General features: G+C 38.1%; 18 protein-coding genes and 1 tRNA gene. 15 read left to right on the top strand and 4 right to left on the bottom strand.

Features of this window, described 5'->3' with window-relative positions; translation table 11 throughout:
- The 8 genes from SMIDD28_RS00365 to tatA form a co-directional block, all read left to right on the top strand.
- Window positions 1-4172, top strand: a 4172-nt coding sequence (locus SMIDD28_RS00365; RefSeq protein WP_061423871.1) for a DUF1542 domain-containing protein, incomplete at its 5' end; no start/stop codon positions are given.
- 212 nt (window positions 4173-4384) lie between these two features.
- Window positions 4385-4582, top strand: a complete 198-nt coding sequence (tnpB, locus tag SMIDD28_RS10790; protein ID WP_155719299.1) for an IS66 family insertion sequence element accessory protein TnpB — start codon at window positions 4385-4387, stop codon at window positions 4580-4582.
- Between the two features lie 113 nt (window positions 4583-4695).
- The gene (locus SMIDD28_RS00360) at window positions 4696-6093 is read left to right on the top strand and encodes an N-acetylmuramoyl-L-alanine amidase (RefSeq protein ID WP_061423870.1); all 1398 of its coding nucleotides are present in this window, start codon (window positions 4696-4698) and stop codon (window positions 6091-6093) included.
- Window positions 6094-6365: 272 nt separating this feature from the next.
- A complete protein-coding gene (efeO, locus tag SMIDD28_RS00355; RefSeq protein WP_061423868.1) occupies window positions 6366-7238 on the top strand; it encodes an iron uptake system protein EfeO in 873 nt (290 codons plus the stop codon).
- Window positions 7239-7243: 5 nt separating this feature from the next.
- Complete coding sequence (gene efeB, locus SMIDD28_RS00350; RefSeq protein WP_061423867.1) at window positions 7244-8458, top strand: iron uptake transporter deferrochelatase/peroxidase subunit; 1215 nt, start codon at window positions 7244-7246, stop codon at window positions 8456-8458.
- The gene (locus tag SMIDD28_RS00345) at window positions 8433-10121 is read left to right on the top strand and encodes an FTR1 family protein (RefSeq protein ID WP_061423866.1); all 1689 of its coding nucleotides are present in this window, start codon (window positions 8433-8435) and stop codon (window positions 10119-10121) included. Before efeB ends, SMIDD28_RS00345 begins: the two co-directional genes overlap by 26 nt.
- Window positions 10122-10853, top strand: a complete 732-nt coding sequence (gene tatC, locus SMIDD28_RS00340) for a twin-arginine translocase subunit TatC (protein WP_061423865.1) — start codon at window positions 10122-10124, stop codon at window positions 10851-10853.
- Entirely contained in the window at window positions 10837-11007 is a 171-nt protein-coding gene (gene tatA, locus SMIDD28_RS00335) for a twin-arginine translocase TatA/TatE family subunit (protein WP_000512112.1), read from the top strand. Before tatC ends, tatA begins: the two co-directional genes overlap by 17 nt.
- Before the next feature lie 125 nt (window positions 11008-11132).
- Here tatA and SMIDD28_RS00330 read toward each other — a convergent pair whose 3' ends face one another.
- The 4 genes from SMIDD28_RS00330 to SMIDD28_RS00315 all read right to left on the bottom strand — a co-directional run bounded on the left by SMIDD28_RS00330 (window position 11133) and on the right by SMIDD28_RS00315 (window position 13217).
- Window positions 11133-11480: a type II toxin-antitoxin system RelE/ParE family toxin gene (locus SMIDD28_RS00330; RefSeq protein WP_061423864.1), complete on the bottom strand. Its 348-nt coding sequence runs from the start codon at window positions 11478-11480 to the stop codon at window positions 11133-11135.
- Window positions 11470-11754, bottom strand: coding sequence for a type II toxin-antitoxin system RelB/ParD family antitoxin (locus SMIDD28_RS00325; protein WP_000213593.1), 285 nt, complete (start codon window positions 11752-11754; stop codon window positions 11470-11472). Before SMIDD28_RS00325 ends, SMIDD28_RS00330 begins: the two co-directional genes overlap by 11 nt.
- Before the next feature lie 189 nt (window positions 11755-11943).
- Window positions 11944-12186, bottom strand: coding sequence for a type B 50S ribosomal protein L31 (locus tag SMIDD28_RS00320; RefSeq protein WP_000710764.1), 243 nt, complete (start codon window positions 12184-12186; stop codon window positions 11944-11946).
- Window positions 12187-12281: 95 nt separating this feature from the next.
- Complete coding sequence (locus SMIDD28_RS00315) at window positions 12282-13217, bottom strand: DHH family phosphoesterase (RefSeq protein ID WP_061423862.1); 936 nt, start codon at window positions 13215-13217, stop codon at window positions 12282-12284.
- A 103-nt stretch (window positions 13218-13320) separates the two neighbouring features.
- Between SMIDD28_RS00315 and SMIDD28_RS00310 the strand changes: the two genes are divergently transcribed.
- The 7 genes from SMIDD28_RS00310 to SMIDD28_RS00275 all read left to right on the top strand — a co-directional run bounded on the left by SMIDD28_RS00310 (window position 13321) and on the right by SMIDD28_RS00275 (window position 16981).
- Window positions 13321-13764, top strand: a complete 444-nt coding sequence (locus tag SMIDD28_RS00310) for a flavodoxin (RefSeq protein ID WP_001162128.1) — start codon at window positions 13321-13323, stop codon at window positions 13762-13764.
- A 115-nt stretch (window positions 13765-13879) separates the two neighbouring features.
- Entirely contained in the window at window positions 13880-14146 is a 267-nt protein-coding gene (locus SMIDD28_RS00305; protein WP_061423861.1) for a chorismate mutase, read from the top strand.
- Complete coding sequence (crcB, locus tag SMIDD28_RS00300; RefSeq protein ID WP_061423859.1) at window positions 14143-14517, top strand: fluoride efflux transporter CrcB; 375 nt, start codon at window positions 14143-14145, stop codon at window positions 14515-14517. Before SMIDD28_RS00305 ends, crcB (SMIDD28_RS00300) begins: the two co-directional genes overlap by 4 nt.
- On the top strand, window positions 14511-14840 hold the full coding sequence (gene crcB, locus SMIDD28_RS00295; protein WP_061423858.1) for a fluoride efflux transporter CrcB: 330 nt from the start codon (window positions 14511-14513) through the stop codon (window positions 14838-14840). Before crcB (SMIDD28_RS00300) ends, crcB (SMIDD28_RS00295) begins: the two co-directional genes overlap by 7 nt.
- A 118-nt stretch (window positions 14841-14958) precedes the next feature.
- Window positions 14959-15306: a 50S ribosomal protein L19 gene (gene rplS, locus SMIDD28_RS00290; RefSeq protein ID WP_001068669.1), complete on the top strand. Its 348-nt coding sequence runs from the start codon at window positions 14959-14961 to the stop codon at window positions 15304-15306.
- Between the two features lie 42 nt (window positions 15307-15348).
- Window positions 15349-15420, top strand: a tRNA-Arg gene (locus SMIDD28_RS00285).
- A 694-nt stretch (window positions 15421-16114) separates the two neighbouring features.
- Complete coding sequence (locus tag SMIDD28_RS00275) at window positions 16115-16981, top strand: helix-turn-helix domain-containing protein (RefSeq protein ID WP_061423857.1); 867 nt, start codon at window positions 16115-16117, stop codon at window positions 16979-16981.
- Window positions 16982-17091: the final 110 nt, after the last annotated feature.

The raw sequence follows: 17091 nt of genomic DNA, 5'->3' as shown, positions 1-17091 counted from the left end.
CCAAAGCAGTGTTAGTAGAGAAAGCAACAGACGAGCAAAAAACAGCGTTAGAAGGAGCAGAAGCAGCATTAACACCAGCGGAAGAAAGCACATTAGCAGGAACAAAAACTCCGACAAGTATTGCAGCATACAAAAATGCAGTAGATGCGATTCAAACACAATTAACAGAAGCGAAAGCCAAAGCAGCAGACTTAGTAACAAAAGCAGGACAAAACAACGCTACAAAAGCAGAAGCAGCAGAAGCAATCGCAAAAGTAGAAGCATTAAAAGTTGAATTAGCAAAAGCAAATGCATTACTAAAAGACAAAGCGAATACTGGTGATTTAGCCGCAGCTAAAGAAGAATTAAAAGCATTAGCAGGTGAAGCAAATGTAACAGATGGAAAAACAACATCTACAACAGAAGCATATGACGCAGCAAAACAAGCAGCAGACGCAGCAGTAACAGCAGCAGAAGGTATCATCAATAATGCAGATTCAACACCAGAACAAGTAGCAGAAGCATTAACAAATGTAAAAGCTAAGAAAGCAGAGTTAGAAAAAGCCAAAGCAGCATTAGTGGATAAAGCAACAGAAGCTCAAAAAGCAAAATTAGAAGCAGATGCAGCGAAACTAACAAAAGCAGATACAACTGGAAAAACTCAAGACAGTATTGATGCGTATAATGAAAAATATACTCAACTAACAACAGAGTTAGAAGAAGCCAAAGCCAAAGCCGCAGCAGTAAAAGCAGCTGGAGACAATGCAAGTGAACACGCAGCATTAAAAGCACAAGAAGCAGTAGATGCAGTACAAGCAAAATTAGGCGCAGCTAAAGCAACGCTAGTAGATAAAGCTACAGAAGAACAAGTAGCAGAGTTACGAAAAGCAGAAGCCGCGTTAACACCAGCGGAAGAAAGCACATTAGCAGAAACAAAAACACCGGCAAGTATTGCAGCATACAAAAATGCAGTAGATGCGATTCAATCACAATTAACAGAAGCGAAAACTACAGCAGCAGACTTAGTAACGAAAGCAGGACAAAACAACGCTACAAAAGCAGAAGCCGCAGCAGCAATCGCAAAAGTAGAAGCATTAAAAGCGAAGTTAGTAGATGCGACAGCGTTACTAAAAGACAAAGCAAATACTGGAGACTTAGCAACAGCTAAAGACGAATTAAAAGCATTAGCAGGTGTAGCAAACGTAACAGATGGAAAAACAACATCAACAACAGAAGCATATGACGCAGCAAAACAGGCAGCAGATGCAGCAGTAACAGCAGCAGAAGGTATCATCAATAATGCAGATTCAACACCAGAAGAAGTTGCGACAGCATTAACAAATGTAAAAGCTAAGAAAGCAGAGTTAGAAAAAGCTAAAGCAACGTTACTAGACAAGATAACTCAAGACCAAAAAGATGATTTAGCAAACGCTGAAGAAAATCTTAAATTAGCAGATACAACTGGTAAAACTAAAGATAGTATCAAAGCTTATAATGATGAAGTTGCTAAACTTAGTGATGAGTTAGTAGCTGCGAAACAAGCAGCTAAAGATTTATTAGCTAAAGGAGATAATGCTGGTGAGTTAGAAGCTTATCGAGTTCAAGCTCAGATTAATAAGTTGAAATCTAAACTATCAGAAGCAGCAAAACTTCTTAAAGATATCGATAAATCAGCAGCTAAGAAAGAAGTTGAAGATGCAGCTAAGAAAGCAACAGATGCTATTGTGGCTAATAATGATCTAACACCAGAACAAAAAGAATCTGCCAAAGCAAAAGTAGCAGATGCAGCTAATAAAGCAAATGCAGAAATCGATAAAGCAACAACTGAAAACGATGTTACGGCAGCTAAAAATGCTGGTAAATTTGCAATTGAAAAAGAAGCAGCGAAAGCAGAAGTAGAAGCAACAAAAGCAGCGAAAGAAAAAGCAATCAATGCTAATGATAAACTTTCTGACGATGAAAAACGAGCAGCGAATGAAGCAACAGTGAAAGCGGCGAATGCAGCTGAGAAAGCAATTGATGCAGCAACAGATCAGGCAACAGTAGATAGTGCGAAGACAACTGGAATTACAGCAGTAACAGCAGTGAATCCAGTAGGAAAAGACAAAGCCTTAGACGTAATTCAAAAAGCAACAGAAGCTAAACTTGCAGAAATTGATAAGAATGAAAAATTATCAGATAATGAAAAAGCTAAAGCAAAAGCAAAAGTTGCAAAAACTGCTATTGATGCAGTGAACGCAATCATTGCAGCAACAGATCAAACAGCAGTAGATAGTGCGCAAACAACAGGGACTACGGCAGTAGCAACAGTGAATCCAGTCGGAAAAGAAAAAGCATTAGATGCGATTCAAAAAGCAACAGAAGATAAACTTGCTGAAATTGATCGTGATGATAAATTATCAGATAAAGAAAAAGACAAAGCGAAAGCAGAAGTTGCGAAAGCGGCAATTGATGCAGTGAATGCAATTAATGCTGCAACAGATCAAGCTGCAGTAGATGCGAAACAAGCTGAAGGAACAAAAGCTGTATCAGAAGTAAATCCAGTAGGAAAAGATAAAGCAAAAGCAGAAATCGAAGAAACAAAAGCAGCGAAAGAAAAAGCAATTGATTCAAATCCAGATTTGACAGATGCTCAAAAGGCAGAAGCTAAAGCGAAAATTGCAGAAGAAGCTAAGAAAGCAATTGATGCAATTGACAAAGCAAAAACAACAGAAGAAGTTGCATCAGCTAAAGAATCAGGAAAATTAGCAATAGAAAAAGAAGCAGAGAAAGCAGAAATTGAAGCAGCGAAAGCAGCGAAAGAAAAAGCAATTGATGCAAGAACTGATTTGACTGATGATGAGAAAGCAAAAGCAAAAGCAAAAGTTGCAGAAGAAGCTAAGAAAGCAATCGAAGCAATCGGAAATGCTAAAACTCATAATGATGCGTCAGCAAAAACTGAAACTGGTAAAGATGATATCAAAAAGATAAATCCAATCGGCGGTAAAGAAACGGCTAAGAAAGCGATAGATGAAGCCTTAGCAGCAAAAGAAAAAGCAATCGATGCAAGAACAGACTTATTGCCAGAAGAAAAAGAAGCAGCGAAAAAAGCGGCCAGAGAAGAAGCAGAAGCAGCGAAAAATGCAATTGATAAAGCAACAACTTCAGATGACATCAAAAAAGTTTTAGACAATGGGTTAGATAAAATTGCTAAAGTAAACCCATTAGGTGCAAAAGAAGAGGCTAAGAAATCTATTGAAGAAAGATTAGCTGACAAAGAAAAAGAAATTGATGCAAGAACAGATTTAACTCCTGAAGAAAAAGCTAAGGCGAAAGAATTGGCAAGAGAAGAAGCAAAAGCAGCTAAGGATGCAATCGATAAAGCAACAAGTATCGAGGGTATTGAAAAAGCTTTAAGACCATTCTTATACCAAATTGATCAAGATGCATTAGTATTTGATAGACCAGAATTAGACATTAAAGCAGCCTTACAAGCATCTGTTACTGGAGTAGTAACAGTTGAACGTGGAAAAGCAATTAGTCAAGCTGATATTATTTCAAAACTGAACTTACCAGAAACAGTTACAGTGATGAATATTGACTTACCTGATACAACTACACTAGGTAGAAAGTTTGCTAAGGTAACATTAAGACTACCAGGTGGAAAAGAAACAACTGTAAATGTTCCAGTTGAAGTTACTCCACAAAAAAATAAAGATGTGATACCTTCATATAATGGTGGGAATGATGGAAATTCTGGCAATAACGCAGCTAATAACACTGATGCAAAAGTGAATAAAGCTAAGTTAGAAGGTGCTATCCATCAATTAGATGAATTGATCATTAAAGAATTAGCTAAGCTTGATGCAGAAACTGCAAAAGAAGCGAATGACTTATTAGCAGACGCTAAGAAAGTATTTGCCAATGCAGACGCAAGTCAAGCAGAAGTGGATGCAATGGTGAAACGTATCGAAGACTTCATGGCGGAAGTTGCTCCAGCAACTAATCATGCAACTCCAGCTAATGACCAAGCTGCTCAAACACCAGCTGTAGCTCCAGCTACAACTCAAGCAGCAAATGCGCGTAAAGCAGCTAAAGAATTACCAAATACAGGTACAGCAGATTCTACTGTAGCTATGGTAGCCGCTGCCGCAAGTGCATTACTTGGTCTTGGTCTTGCAGGCCGTCGTCGTAAAGAAGACGAAGAAGCTTAATTGGTAGATTATTTGATAATTATCAGATGATAAGTCCGATTTTCAAAGCTTAAACAAGTACCTCTCATAACATAAAATCTCCTAGCAGGAAAGTCTGCTAGGAGATTTATAAGGTAAGCGCGTCATAACAATGTATCTATCATTGATGCAACGCCTCCTGTATACTATAGTGAAAGTAAAATTATTGGAGTATATTTTAATGTCGCAATCTATTGTTCCTGTATAGGTTACACAATCTCGTTTGTGGTGGACGTAAAGACTATTTTAAAGCTCTTTACTGGGATAATCAACTTTATAAACGTTTTGAGAAAGGTAACTGGATTTGGCCAAGTACAGAAAAGGATGTCAAAGTTCTAATATCAGAACAAGTAGACTGGCTAATGAGAAGCTTTTCTATCACTTCAAAATAAATTTAATATTAGTGTATAATACAGAGGGTAAATCTGTAATGAAAATCTATTTTCATCAAGGAAGTCAAAGAACTCAATAACACAGGGATTCCATTCCCCTAGAAAGGTTATAAATGAAATCATATAAGAAATTTACGATTCTTGCTCTGGCTCTTATTGGATTCACTAGCCAAACAGTTTTAGCTAATGATGCTAGTCATTCTGCGAATAACTCTATTGGTAGTTCAACTACTAGCTCTGCAAATGCTTCTCAAGCAGCTACAGAAAACCAGCCAACGACTCCTAGTTCGAGTGAACAGGAGACAAAACCAACTCTTCCTACTAAGTCTAAGCTACAAACTGGTTGGGTAAAAGAAGACGGGAAGTGGACTTATTATAGTCAAACAGGTGTCAAATTTACAGATACTCTTTATGAGGGCTACCTATTTGATAAGAATGGTTACTTACTTGAAAATAGCTGGTATCAGATGGCTAACAAGTGGTACTACGCCAATGGCTCAGGAAAATATTTGTCTAACCAATGGAGTCAAATCAATGGTAAATGGTATGCATTTGATCAAAATGGTGTCATGATGGCTAATACTTGGAAGGGAAATTATTACCTGAAGTCCAGTGGGGCTATGGCAGATAAAGAATGGGTGTACGATCCTAACTACTCTAGCTGGTTTTATCTCAAGTCAGGTGGGCACTATGCTGAACAGCAATGGGTTGGCTCTTACTATCTAAAATCTGGTGGTTACATGGCTCACAAAGAGTGGGTTTATGATCCAGATTATCAAGCTTGGTATTATCTTAAAGAAGATGGCGTTTATGTTACTGGAACTTATACTATTGATGGAAGTAGTCATTTTTTCAAAGATAATGGTAAATGGGTGCAAGAACTTCCAAAAGGATTTGAAAAGGGGCGCTATAGTAAAACTATCTTCCTAGATCCTGGGCATGGTGGACGTGATTCGGGCGCTTACTATTATGGAATAGCTGAAAAAGATTTGAATCTACAGGTCTCTCGTAAATTACGGAAACGTTTAGAAGAATTGGGCTATACAGTTTTAACATCTCGTGATAGTGATGTGGATGTTGACTTTGTGACAGAGCGTTCTCGTATGGTAAATAAGACGAATGCAGACTTCTTTATTAGTATTCATTTTAATGCTACTGGGAATGACACAACGCTGAATCTGGGAATACAGACTTATTCTTATAAGGAAGATGCAGATTATCCGAGCAAGATTAACCAGTACTGGCATAATAATCCAGACCGTATGAGTGAAAGTAATCGTTTGGCCGCTGACCTTCATTCATCTCTCTTGACCGAGACAGGAGCTAGAGATGCTGGGCTTTTGCAAGCCACCTTCGCTGTTCTTCGTGAGACTGCGAAACCTGCTGTGTTATTAGAGTTGGGTTATATGGATAATTCAGAAGAAAACCAACGAATCCGTAGTGACCAATACCAAGATAAGTTGGTTGAAGGTATTATTAAAGGAATTCAAAAATATTACGCTGGAAATTAAGAAACTAGATCAAACTAAGCTTTGGAGATTTTCCTAGGCTTAGTTTTTTATTGGTAAGGTTGCTCATAACATTAAATTGTCTGAAAATTTATTGAAAAATGAGTGAAAACATGATATAATGAAACGTAGTACTCAATAAAAATCAAAGAGCAAACTAGAAAGCTAGGCGCAGGCAGTACTTGAGTACGACAAGCCGACGCTGACGTGGTTTGAATTTGATTTTTGAAGAGTATAAAATTAATTCAGGTTTCCTGAACCAATAGGAGTATACAATGAAAAAACTAGGTTTTGTCCTTTTATCTTCAGCCTTGCTATTGACAGCATGTGCAGTCCGTTTTGAAAAATCAACCGAGACAAATGATTCATCTAAGATGACAGCCTTGTCTGAAGACAAGCAGAAAATGCTTGATAAGGCCACTGCTGACTATAAGACTTTTGTGCAAGAGCAAATCGATAAACTGTTGACAGATACGGAAGGCTTTGTCAAACTTTTGAAAGAAGGTAAGTTGGAAGAAGCTAAGATGGTCTATCCACTGATTCGTATGTCTTATGAGCGTTCAGAACCGATTGCCGAGAGTTTTGGTGAGTCAGATGTCAAGATTGACTTCCGTTTGGCAGACTACATGGACGAAAACAAGACAGAAGAAGGTTGGTCGGGTTTCCACCGTATCGAGCGTATCCTTTGGGAAGATAATACAACTAAAGGAACTGAAAGCTACGGCGATCAGTTAGTAAATGATATCAAGGAATTGAAAGCCAAGATTGCAACTGTTGATGTGGACTACAAGGTTATGCTGACTGGGGCAGTTGACTTGCTTAACGAAGTTGCAACAAGCAAGATTACAGGGGAAGAGGAAATTTATTCTCATACAGACTTGTATGACTTCCGTGCCAATATCGAAGGTGCTGAGAAGATTTTCCAACTCTTTAAACCTTTACTTGAAAAATCAGACGCTAACCTAGTTAAAGAATTGGAAGCAGATTTCAAGTCTGTTAATAGTTTGTTGGACAAACACATGACCGACAAGGAACATTACAAGCTCTATACTGATTTGACAAAAGAAGATACCAAAGAATTGTCAGAAGCTGTGACAAAACTTGGTGAACCTCTATCACAAATGGGTAAATTTCTTAGTGGAGAATAAGAGTCATGACTGAAAAAGACGAAAAGTTTTTTGAAAAGAAAATGGACCGTCGAGAATTTCTAAAAAAAGCAGGGATTGGAGGGGCTGGTTTAGCGCTAGGACTCTCTGGTGCTTCTGCTTTTTTCGCACCTAAGCTAGGAAGTCAGGAAAAAATCTCGTACGGAAATGAAAAAATTGCTTTTTATGGCAAGCATCAAGCTGGGATTAGTACGCCCATGCAAAAGAATATCTATTTTGTTGTCTTGGACCTGCATACGATGGATAGAGATAAGATTATCCAGTTGTTCAAGGATTGGACGAATTATAGTGCTAAGTTGGTCGAGGGGGAACTGGTCAAAAAAGATGGACAGAATGCTCTCTTGCCTCCGAGCGACACTGGTGAAACAGTGGGGCTGAATCCTCATCGTTTGACACTAACTTTTGGTGTGTCTGCGAGTTTTTTGAAAAAGATGAACTTGGAAAACAAGCGTCCTCAGGTGTTCAGGGATTTACCGCCTTTTCCTAAGGAGCAATTGCGTGAAAAATATACTGGTGGAGATATTGTGATCCAGGCCTGTGCCGATGATGAGCAAGTTGCCTTTCATGCGATTCGTAACCTCATCCGTAAGGGGAGAAATGCAGTGACCCTTCGTTGGAGTCAGTCTGGTTTTGCAGCTATCGGTGATCGAATGGAGACTCCGCGTAACCTCTTTGGTTTTAAGGATGGAACAGCAAATCCAACCAAGGAGCAAGACTTTGACCGCGTTATCTGGACTGATAGTAAGGACTGGATGGAAAATGGTTCTTATATGGCAGTTCGTCGGATTCAGATGTTTTTAGAGACCTGGGACCGTACTAGTCTTGAAGAACAGGAAAATACCTTTGGTCGTTACAAGGAAAGTGGTGCCCCCTTTGGCAAGAAGAACGAGTTTGATGAAGTGGATCTGAGTCTCTTACCTGATGATTCACATGTCCGTTTGGCTAAGGAAGTAGACAAGCCCCTTTTACGTCGTTCTTATTCTTACTCAGATGGGATTGATGAAAAGACTGGTCAGTTTGATACAGGCTTGCTCTTCATTTCTTTCCAGAAGGATCCTGATAATTTTGTCAAGGTTCAAACCAATCTTGGTGCTACAGATAAGATGAATGAATATATCACTCACATCGGTAGTGGACTCTTTGCTTGCTTTGGTGGTGTGGAGAAAGGAGGCTACATTGGACAAAAATTACTGGAAGGCTAGAAGCTGGTTCTTGGTTTTAGCTTTGTCATTTTTAATTCTTTCCCCAGTAGGTGCCCAAGAAAGCTTGAGTTCTTACTTTGTAAAAATCACAGATGCTTCTAAAGCGGTCAAAAATGGCAATCAGTCTGAGGCCCAGAACCTCGTTAAAGAGATGGCTTCAGACTTCGAAAGAGTAGAAGACAGCAATTCTGAGGCTGGTAAAGTCGTTAAGGAAAAGTTAGCTCAATCAGGAAATATCACTGAAGACAAACTCACTGAAATTTCTTCAGCCTTATTATCCTTTGAAAAAGAACAAAATCTTGTTGACCTAGATGCGGAAAAGGAAAAATTGGTCAACCGTCTGAGTTCACGTTTTGAAGCCTTGGAACAGGCTATTACTTCCAAAGATTTGGAAAAGGTTCGAGAGGCTTTTAAGAAAATGAATTCCACTTGGACCATCAATGAAAGTGTGGTTCGTGACAATAGTACAGCCCATTATGGCCGTGTTGAAACAGCTATTTCTTTCTTGCGTAGTAGTATGGAAACCGAGCCTACAGATTTCAACTCAATCCAGACTTCCTTTGAGGACTTAAAAAAGGCTATTGATGATTTTGTAACTGGAAAAGAAGTCGCAACAACATCTTCTGATTTGACTCTCAAAGACGGCATTGCTCTTTTGAAGAAGGCTTTGGAACAATTCCAAGCTGGTGACCAAGCATCAGGAGCAGCTAGTATGAAGGAATTCATCACTATCTGGCCAACGATTGAGGGTTCTGTTAGTACGACCAATCCATCCCTCTATACTAGAGTGGAGAGTGAAAGCCCTGTGATTATGGTCAAGGCAAGTGAGAAGGAATATCAAGAAAAATTAGAAAAACTGATTGCAGATTTATCACAAATTGATACCAGCGCAAGATACAATGCCTTTGATGCTATGCTCATTCTCCTAAGAGAAGGTGTAGAGGCTCTATTAATCGTTATGGCTTTGGTAACGACCTTGAAAGCAGCCAAGTTGCGAAAAGGGCTCAAGTGGGTTTATGGTGGTGCTATCACTGGAATCATGGCCAGTCTTCTTATTGCTTTCATTCTGCAAATTGCCTTTCCAGCAGTAACATCAGGCTCCAATCGTGAAATCATAGAAGGAGCAGTTGGAATTTTTGCGGTAGCTATGATGATTGTGATTGGAATCTGGCTCCATAGCAAATCCTCAGTCAAAAAATGGAATGCCTTTATGGAGTCACAAATGGAAACAGTGACAAAGACAGGTTCCTTTATTTCCATGTTTGCCCTCAGTTTTCTAGCTGTTTTCCGTGAGGGAGCAGAAACCATTCTTTTTTATGTTGGAATTTTACCAAGGATTTCTAGCTTTGAATTTGTCTTGGGAATTTCACTTGCCTTGCTGGTTCTGGTAATTATTGCCGTTCTGATGAACAAGGCCAGTCAATTCTTCTTGCCACATAAGGTCTTCTTTCTCCTAACATGGATGATTTATATCTTAGCCTTTAAGATGCTGGGGGTTAGTGTCCATGCCCTTCAGTTGACCAATATGGCACCAAATCACTTGTTGACAGGATTTCCAACAATCGACTTACTTGGAATTTATCCAAGTTGGGAAGGCTTGACCAGCCAGCTAATCTTTGTTGTTATTGTCTTGATTGTCACTTTTAGACAGGGTGAAAAATAAATGGATAGAAAAGAATTGACAATCGTTGAACATCTGGTAGAATTTAGAAAGAGATTATTGGCTGTGGTCATTTGTTTCTTTTTGGTATTCTGTGTCTCTCTGCTGTTTGCAGACCAGATTTACCAGTATGTGACCCAATCTTTTCAGCAAAAGTTGATTGTTTTAGGCCCTAATGATATTTTATGGATTTACATACGTTTGGCTAGTCTGATGGCCTTCACCATCACCTTGCCTTACACGGTGTATCATATCTGGTCTTTCATCAAACCAGGCTTAAAGAAGGAAGAGGCTAGAGCTGTCTTTGCCTATATTCCAGCTAGTTTCCTTTGTTTTCTAGTTGGACTGGCTTTTGGTTTTTACTTTGTAACACCAGCCTTACTTCAGGTTTTGTTAGGGTTGGGAGAGGGATTATTTGAAACGCAGTTAACAGCTCAAAATTATCTGTCCTTTGTTTTTCAAACGACCTTGCCTTTGGCTCTGATTTTTGAATTGCCAGTTATCATTGCCTTTTTGACGTCGATTGGAGTCATTGGACCAGAATTATTGATTGCTTATCGCCGATATGCCTATTTTATCTTATTGGTACTTGCAGTCATCTTGACACCAGCCGATTTTGTCAGTGATTTAGCAATGACTGCCCCCTTGATTTTACTCTATGAATTGAGTATTACCATAAGCAAATACATTATGAAACGCAAGCAGAAAGGAGCGAGAAATGGGAATCTTACGTGATATCGGAGCACCAGGATTGATTATCATCGTTTTAGGAGCTCTCTTGATCTTTGGACCAAAACGATTGCCTGAACTAGGCGAGTCAATCGGTAAAATGCTATCTGAATTTAAAAAAGCAGTTAAAGGAACTGAAAATCAAGATAAGGAAGACTAAACCTTGTCAAATAAAAAAACTTTGTACTCTGGAAGCCATTGTGTGGCTAGCTAGAGTGCAAAGTTTTTTTGAGTTTTTAGTTAAAACGAAGACTAAGTACAAGGTTATTAAGAGAGCAGTGGGCATTAAAATGATTTATTATTTTTGCTTTGTAGCAAGGTAACATAGTCGCTTTTTGTGTGGAATAAGTGGGAAAGAAAAACAGTTTTTTGAGTTTGATCGATAAAGTAAAGCAAGATATATTGTCCGATAATTTTTCCTCGCGTGGGGTACTTACTGTTGATTTTTAGTCCTATTTTTTCATCTGCATCAAAGCCAGCTTCAGGAAAAGTTTCTAAACTTTTTAAGCCGTCTAAAATTCTGGCTACAGTATTCTTAGCAGACTGAGGTGATAAAAGAACAGTAGTAATGTAGTCATGAATACTGTCAATTGCCTGACTCACTTCAGTAGAAAGAATCACTTTATAAGTCATATCGTAGCCTCATATTGTCTAGGGAAGTTCCTTTTCCGGATTCGTATTCTCTTAAGGCGCGTTCAGATTGGGCTTGTAGTTCCTGAATCAATCGCTCACGATGTAAATCTTCTGCAGTTTTTATTGGCAAATCCTGTTCGAGAACAATCTGCTCGATAAAAAGACTAATAGCATCCGTCATAGTCATTCCTTTTTCCTTGATGATAGCTCTAGCTTGTTCCATTGATGACTCGTTGATTTTAAAATTGTATTGTTTAGTAAGTGATGTCGTCATGGTATATCTCCAGTCTATACGATATATATCTAGTATATATCTTTTATATTTTTTAGGCAAGAGAAAACTTTGTACTCTAGAAACCATCGTGTGACTAGCTAGAGTGCAAAGTTTTTTTGAGTCTGGAACATGAAAACAGCAGTTGATTTCAAGAAAGAAAAAAGAACAGCCGAAACTGTTCTCTTATCATTATTTGAGACCGTATTTTTTGTTGAAACGATCCACGCGTCCATCTGCTTGAGTGAACTTTTGACGTCCAGTGTAGAATGGGTGTGAGTCTGATGAAATTTCCACACGGATCAATGGGTAAGTTTCACCTTCGAACTCAACTGTTTCGTTAGAGCGTTTTGTTGAACCGCTAAGGAATTGGTAACCAGTAGTTGTGTCCATGAAGACAACTGGGCGATATTCTGGATGGATATCTTTTTTCATTTTGCAATATTTCCTTTCTGCCATGGTCTCTTTGCGAGCCATAGATTGTTACCATACTAGTCTATCAGATTCTGAAAAGTTTGGCAAGTATTTTATCAGTTTTTAAGCAAGTTTTTTAACTTTTGGTAGATGATTTCGTTTTCCTCTAGGCTATAGGAATTAGCCCCACTTGCTAGAGGGTGGCCTCCTCCATCATGTTCTTTGGCAATTTCATTGATAGGATGAATTTTACTGCGTAAGCGAACGCGGTAGTGGCCATCAGCCTGCTCTACAAAAATTCCCCAGAGACTCACACTGTCAATACGTCCAGGTGCACCGACAATGGCTGCAGTTTCAGCATCGGTGACATTGAATCGTTTTAAGATTTCCTGACTCAGGATAACGCGCGCTGCGCCATTTTCATCCACCTCCAGATGGTCGTAAATGTAGCCTTGAAGTTTAGCAATTTTGTAGCTCATAGTGTCCATTTTGCGGGTGAGAGCCGCAAAGTCAAAGTTCTGTTCTCTTAGATAGGCAGCCAGACGAAGAGTCCGTGCAGTGGTAGAAGGGTAGAGGAAGCGACCTGTATCACCAACAATTCCTGCAAAGAGTAATTCAGCAGCGCGATCTGACAAGGCCAGCTGGGTTGTTTGGGCAAATAGGGTAATCATCTCACTAGCGCTACTTGAACTAGTATCCACCCAAGATAGGTCACCGTATACATCATCATTTGGATGGTGATCAATCTTAATGAGAAAATCACCTTGACTATAGCGCTTATCATCGATACGAGCAGTATTCGCCGTATCACAGACGATGACAAGGGCACCTTGGTAGGCACTATCTTCCACAAGATCCATTTCCGCCATCCAAGTAAGAGTTGGTTCATCAAAACCAACAGCTTTGATGGTTTTTTCTGGGAAATGATGTTTGAGAAGAGCTTTTAATCCCACCTGACTTCCCAAGGCATCAGGGTCTGGTTTCATATGACGATGAATGATAATCGTGTCGTATTCTTTAATTTTTTCTAAAATTTGATGGCAAATTTCCATAAATAACCTCAATTCTTTCTCATTTCATTGTAGCACAAGAATTTTTATTTTTAAAATGAAAAAGATGTGATATAATGGAGAAAGATAAATTGAGGAGGACGATATGGCATTAGCAAAAATTGTATTTGCCAGTATGACCGGTAATACCGAAGAAATTGCAGATATTGTAGCAGACAAATTACGTGACTTGGGCTTGGATGTCGATGTTGATGAATGTACAACGGTTGACGCTTCAGACTTCTTGGAAGCTGACATCGCTATCGTTGCGACCTATACTTATGGTGATGGTGAATTGCCAGATGAGATGATGGACTTCTACGAAGACCTAGCAGATCTCAACTTGAATGGTAAAATCTACGGAGTGGTCGGCTCAGGAGATACCTTCTACGATGAATTTTGTAAGGCTGTTGATGACTTTGATCGTGTTTTTGTTTCAACAGGAGCAGAAAAAGGTTCAGAGTGTGTCAAAGTTGATCTTTCTGCCGAGGAAGAAGATATTGAACGCTTGGAACAATTCGCAGAAGAATTGGCTGCTAAAGTAGGATAAGCATAAACGTGCGCTGATGCAAACAATCAGTGCATTTTTCTTATCGTGACTTGGGATTTTACTAGCCTATTTGGTGGCTTTTTGATACAATAATTCAAATAAAGGAGGAGACACTATGGATTTAGATAGTATTCGTCAAGAAATTGATCAAATCGACGATCAAATTGTTAAACTTCTAGAAGAACGAATGCATTTGGTTGAGGGTGTAGTTGCCTATAAGAAGGCTTCAGGAAAACCGATTTTAGATACTAAGAGAGAAGCGGTTATTTTTGAAAAGGTTAGGAGTCGTGTAGGAGACAAGCGCTATCAGGAGACTATTGTCGCAACATTTTCGGACGTACTCAAACGTTCGCGTGATTATCAGGATCAAAACATCAAATGAAAAAAGAACAATTTTATCCGCTAGGGATTTTGCTAGCTGCTATGTTGGGCGGACTTGTGCGCTATCGAGTTTCCACTTGGTTACCAGCCAGTCCTGACTTTCCTTGGGGAACCCTTCTTGTTAACTATCTAGGCATTTTCTGCTTGGTTTATCTTGTCAAGGGTTATCTGGTTTATAAGGGGACAAGTAAAGGTGTTATTTTAGCATTGGGTACAGGTTTTTGCGGAGGTTTAACAACCTTTTCCAGTCTAATGCTTGATGCTGTAAAATTACTGGATACCGGGCGTTATCTTAGTTTGATCATGTATTTGCTTTTGAGTATTGGTGGAGGTCTACTCTTGGCTTATTTTCTAGGGAGGAAAAAATGGTAATCGTCTATCTTGCAATTGCTTGTGGCTTAGGAGCGCTCGTACGTTATTTCTTTTCCCGCTATAATCAAGCTTCTAAATTGCCACTCGGAACGCTAATAGCCAATCTTTTGGGTTGTTTTTTAATTGGATTATTCTACAATCATGTGGAGTCTAAGGAAGTCTATGCTATTTTAGCAACAGGATTTTGTGGCGGTTTAACGACTTTTTCGACCTTGAATGATGAACTTCAAAGACTGTTAAGCGATAAGAAGTTTTTTTACGTTTACCTGACTTTGACCTACCTAGGTGGTTTGGTTGCGATTGTTTTAGGAATTCTGCTATAAATTTCTTTACTTTTTTGTGGAAATTTGGTAAACTGTATCTTGTGTGTAATGGACGCACAAAAATACAGTTTATCCGCTGAGGAAGATTCCTCAAGATTGACAAAGATAGGAGAATAAAATGAATCCATTAATCCAAAGCTTGACTGAAGGTCAACTTCGTACAGATATCCCATCATTCCGTCCTGGTGACACTGTTCGTGTACACGCGAAAGTTGTCGAAGGTAACCGTGAACGTATCCAGATTTTTGAAGGTGTTGTTATCGCACGTAAAGGTGCTGGTATCTCAGAAAACTACACAGTTCGTAAAATCTCTAACGGTGTAGGTGTTGAGCGTATCTTCCCAATCCACACTCCACGTGTTGAAAAAATCGAAGTTGTACGTTACGGTAAAGTACGTCGTGCGAAATTGTACTACTTGCGTGCACTTCAAGGTAAAGCAGCTCGTATCAAAGAAATCCGTCGTTAATTCGGCTAAAAAACTCTGCTCAATCAGCAGAGTTTTTATCTAGCTCCCTTAGTTCAATGGATATAACAACTCCCTCCTAAGGAGTAGTTGCAGGTTCGATTCCTGCAGGGGGCATTTTTAGTAAATTAAGAAAAATAAAGAATATTCAAAGTGTTTATTTATAGGCAATCATTACAATTTAGTTTTTTAAAATAGGTTAGTATTTTTTCTTTGACTAATTCATAATCAAAATTTTACAAAAAATTATATTTTGATCAATGATTACAGAATAAAGTGGATCTGCATAGTAACTTTGACATCTATTAGTTAAAAAATAAGGACTTCCTTTGTTAGAATGTCCTTATTTTTATTATGGAATTGGACAAATGAGGTTAAGTTTCAGATCTATGAACTCAGAAAGCAAGTACAAAGCTTTAAACAGCTTTCAAAAAGATTGGGTGTGGATTTTTCGGGCTAAGGTATGTGACAAAAAGAATTGATTGTTATGAAATAGAGAGCCTAAAAAATGGGGAAAATCGTTATTGTTCCCCTGAATTTGATATGTTGTAAAAGACTATTTGTGGTCTGTTAAATAATATTAATAACAAAATCTGAATATGATAGTCTAATATCTAATCCATTTCAAGTTAATAAGTTTATCAATCGTTTGAGTAAGGAAATTTCAAAAGAAGAAGGGATAGGTTTTCAAAGGTAACCTATCTGGTCATTGTTTATATATAATTTGTATCTTTTGGTTTATTAATTTGTATTTAAAATTTAATCATGTTACAATTGAAATTGATATCAAATTGAAAAGGAAAATGCAAACGTGGGTACACTATTAGCAACAAGATTAAAAAATAGACGAAAAGAATTAAAAATGTCTCAGCGAGAATTGGCTGAGGGGATATGTAAACAGGGACAGATTAGTCGATTAGAGAATGGAGAATTTACTCCAGGAGCAGACTTTTTATATGCTCTGTCTAAGAAGTTAAAAGTTAGTATAGACTATTTTTTTAATGAGCAGATTGTAGAAGAGATTGATGAGTTATCAGAGTTTAAAAAGTTAGCCCAGACATTTATCACAAATCGAAATTATGAGTCTTTAAAATATATATATGAATTAGAGAGTGTAAAGATACATCGCTTGTCTTTAGTAGATAAGTTTTATATGGAGTGGATAAAATCTCTTATAGATTTTTATTTCTATGGGCAAAAAGAGGAGGCTGTGGCAAGATTGGAGAAGGTACTGTCTCAGTTAAGTGTAACTGACTTGACCTACCTTCAAGTTGCAAATACTCTATTCAATTTTTATTATGATATTGAAGATTTAGAGAGTTTTAATGAAATTCGAGAAAAGTTAGAGTATCAAGTAAATCAACTCAATTTAAAAACAATCGAAGAATTAAACCTTTCTATTAAATTTAATTATAATGTTTGTCGCTATCTATGGTTGCAGAATAATACTGAAGAAGCTATTACTAAAATCACAGATACGATAAAGCAATGTAAGACGTATAGAACAACATATCTTTTGGCTGATTTGTATGTATTGATGGGAAATGTCAGTAAGAATTTTTCTTCTAAAGTTGCAGTAAAAGAGTACTTTGAAACGGCTTATTTCCTATATAAGCTTGAGGGAAATATGTCAATGGCTCTTAAAATCGAGCATTACATTGCAGATATGACAGAATAGTAAAGACGATGTTCAAGTAAGCATCGTTTTTTCAATCCAAAATAATACAAATATATATTTAATGAAAATAAATAAAAAAATATTATCAAAATCCTTGACAGTATTATATT

This window comes from Streptococcus mitis, from assembly GCF_001579045.1.
Classification (GTDB): domain Bacteria; phylum Bacillota; class Bacilli; order Lactobacillales; family Streptococcaceae; genus Streptococcus; species Streptococcus mitis_D.
This window is presented reverse-complemented; position numbering and strand designations above follow the sequence as displayed.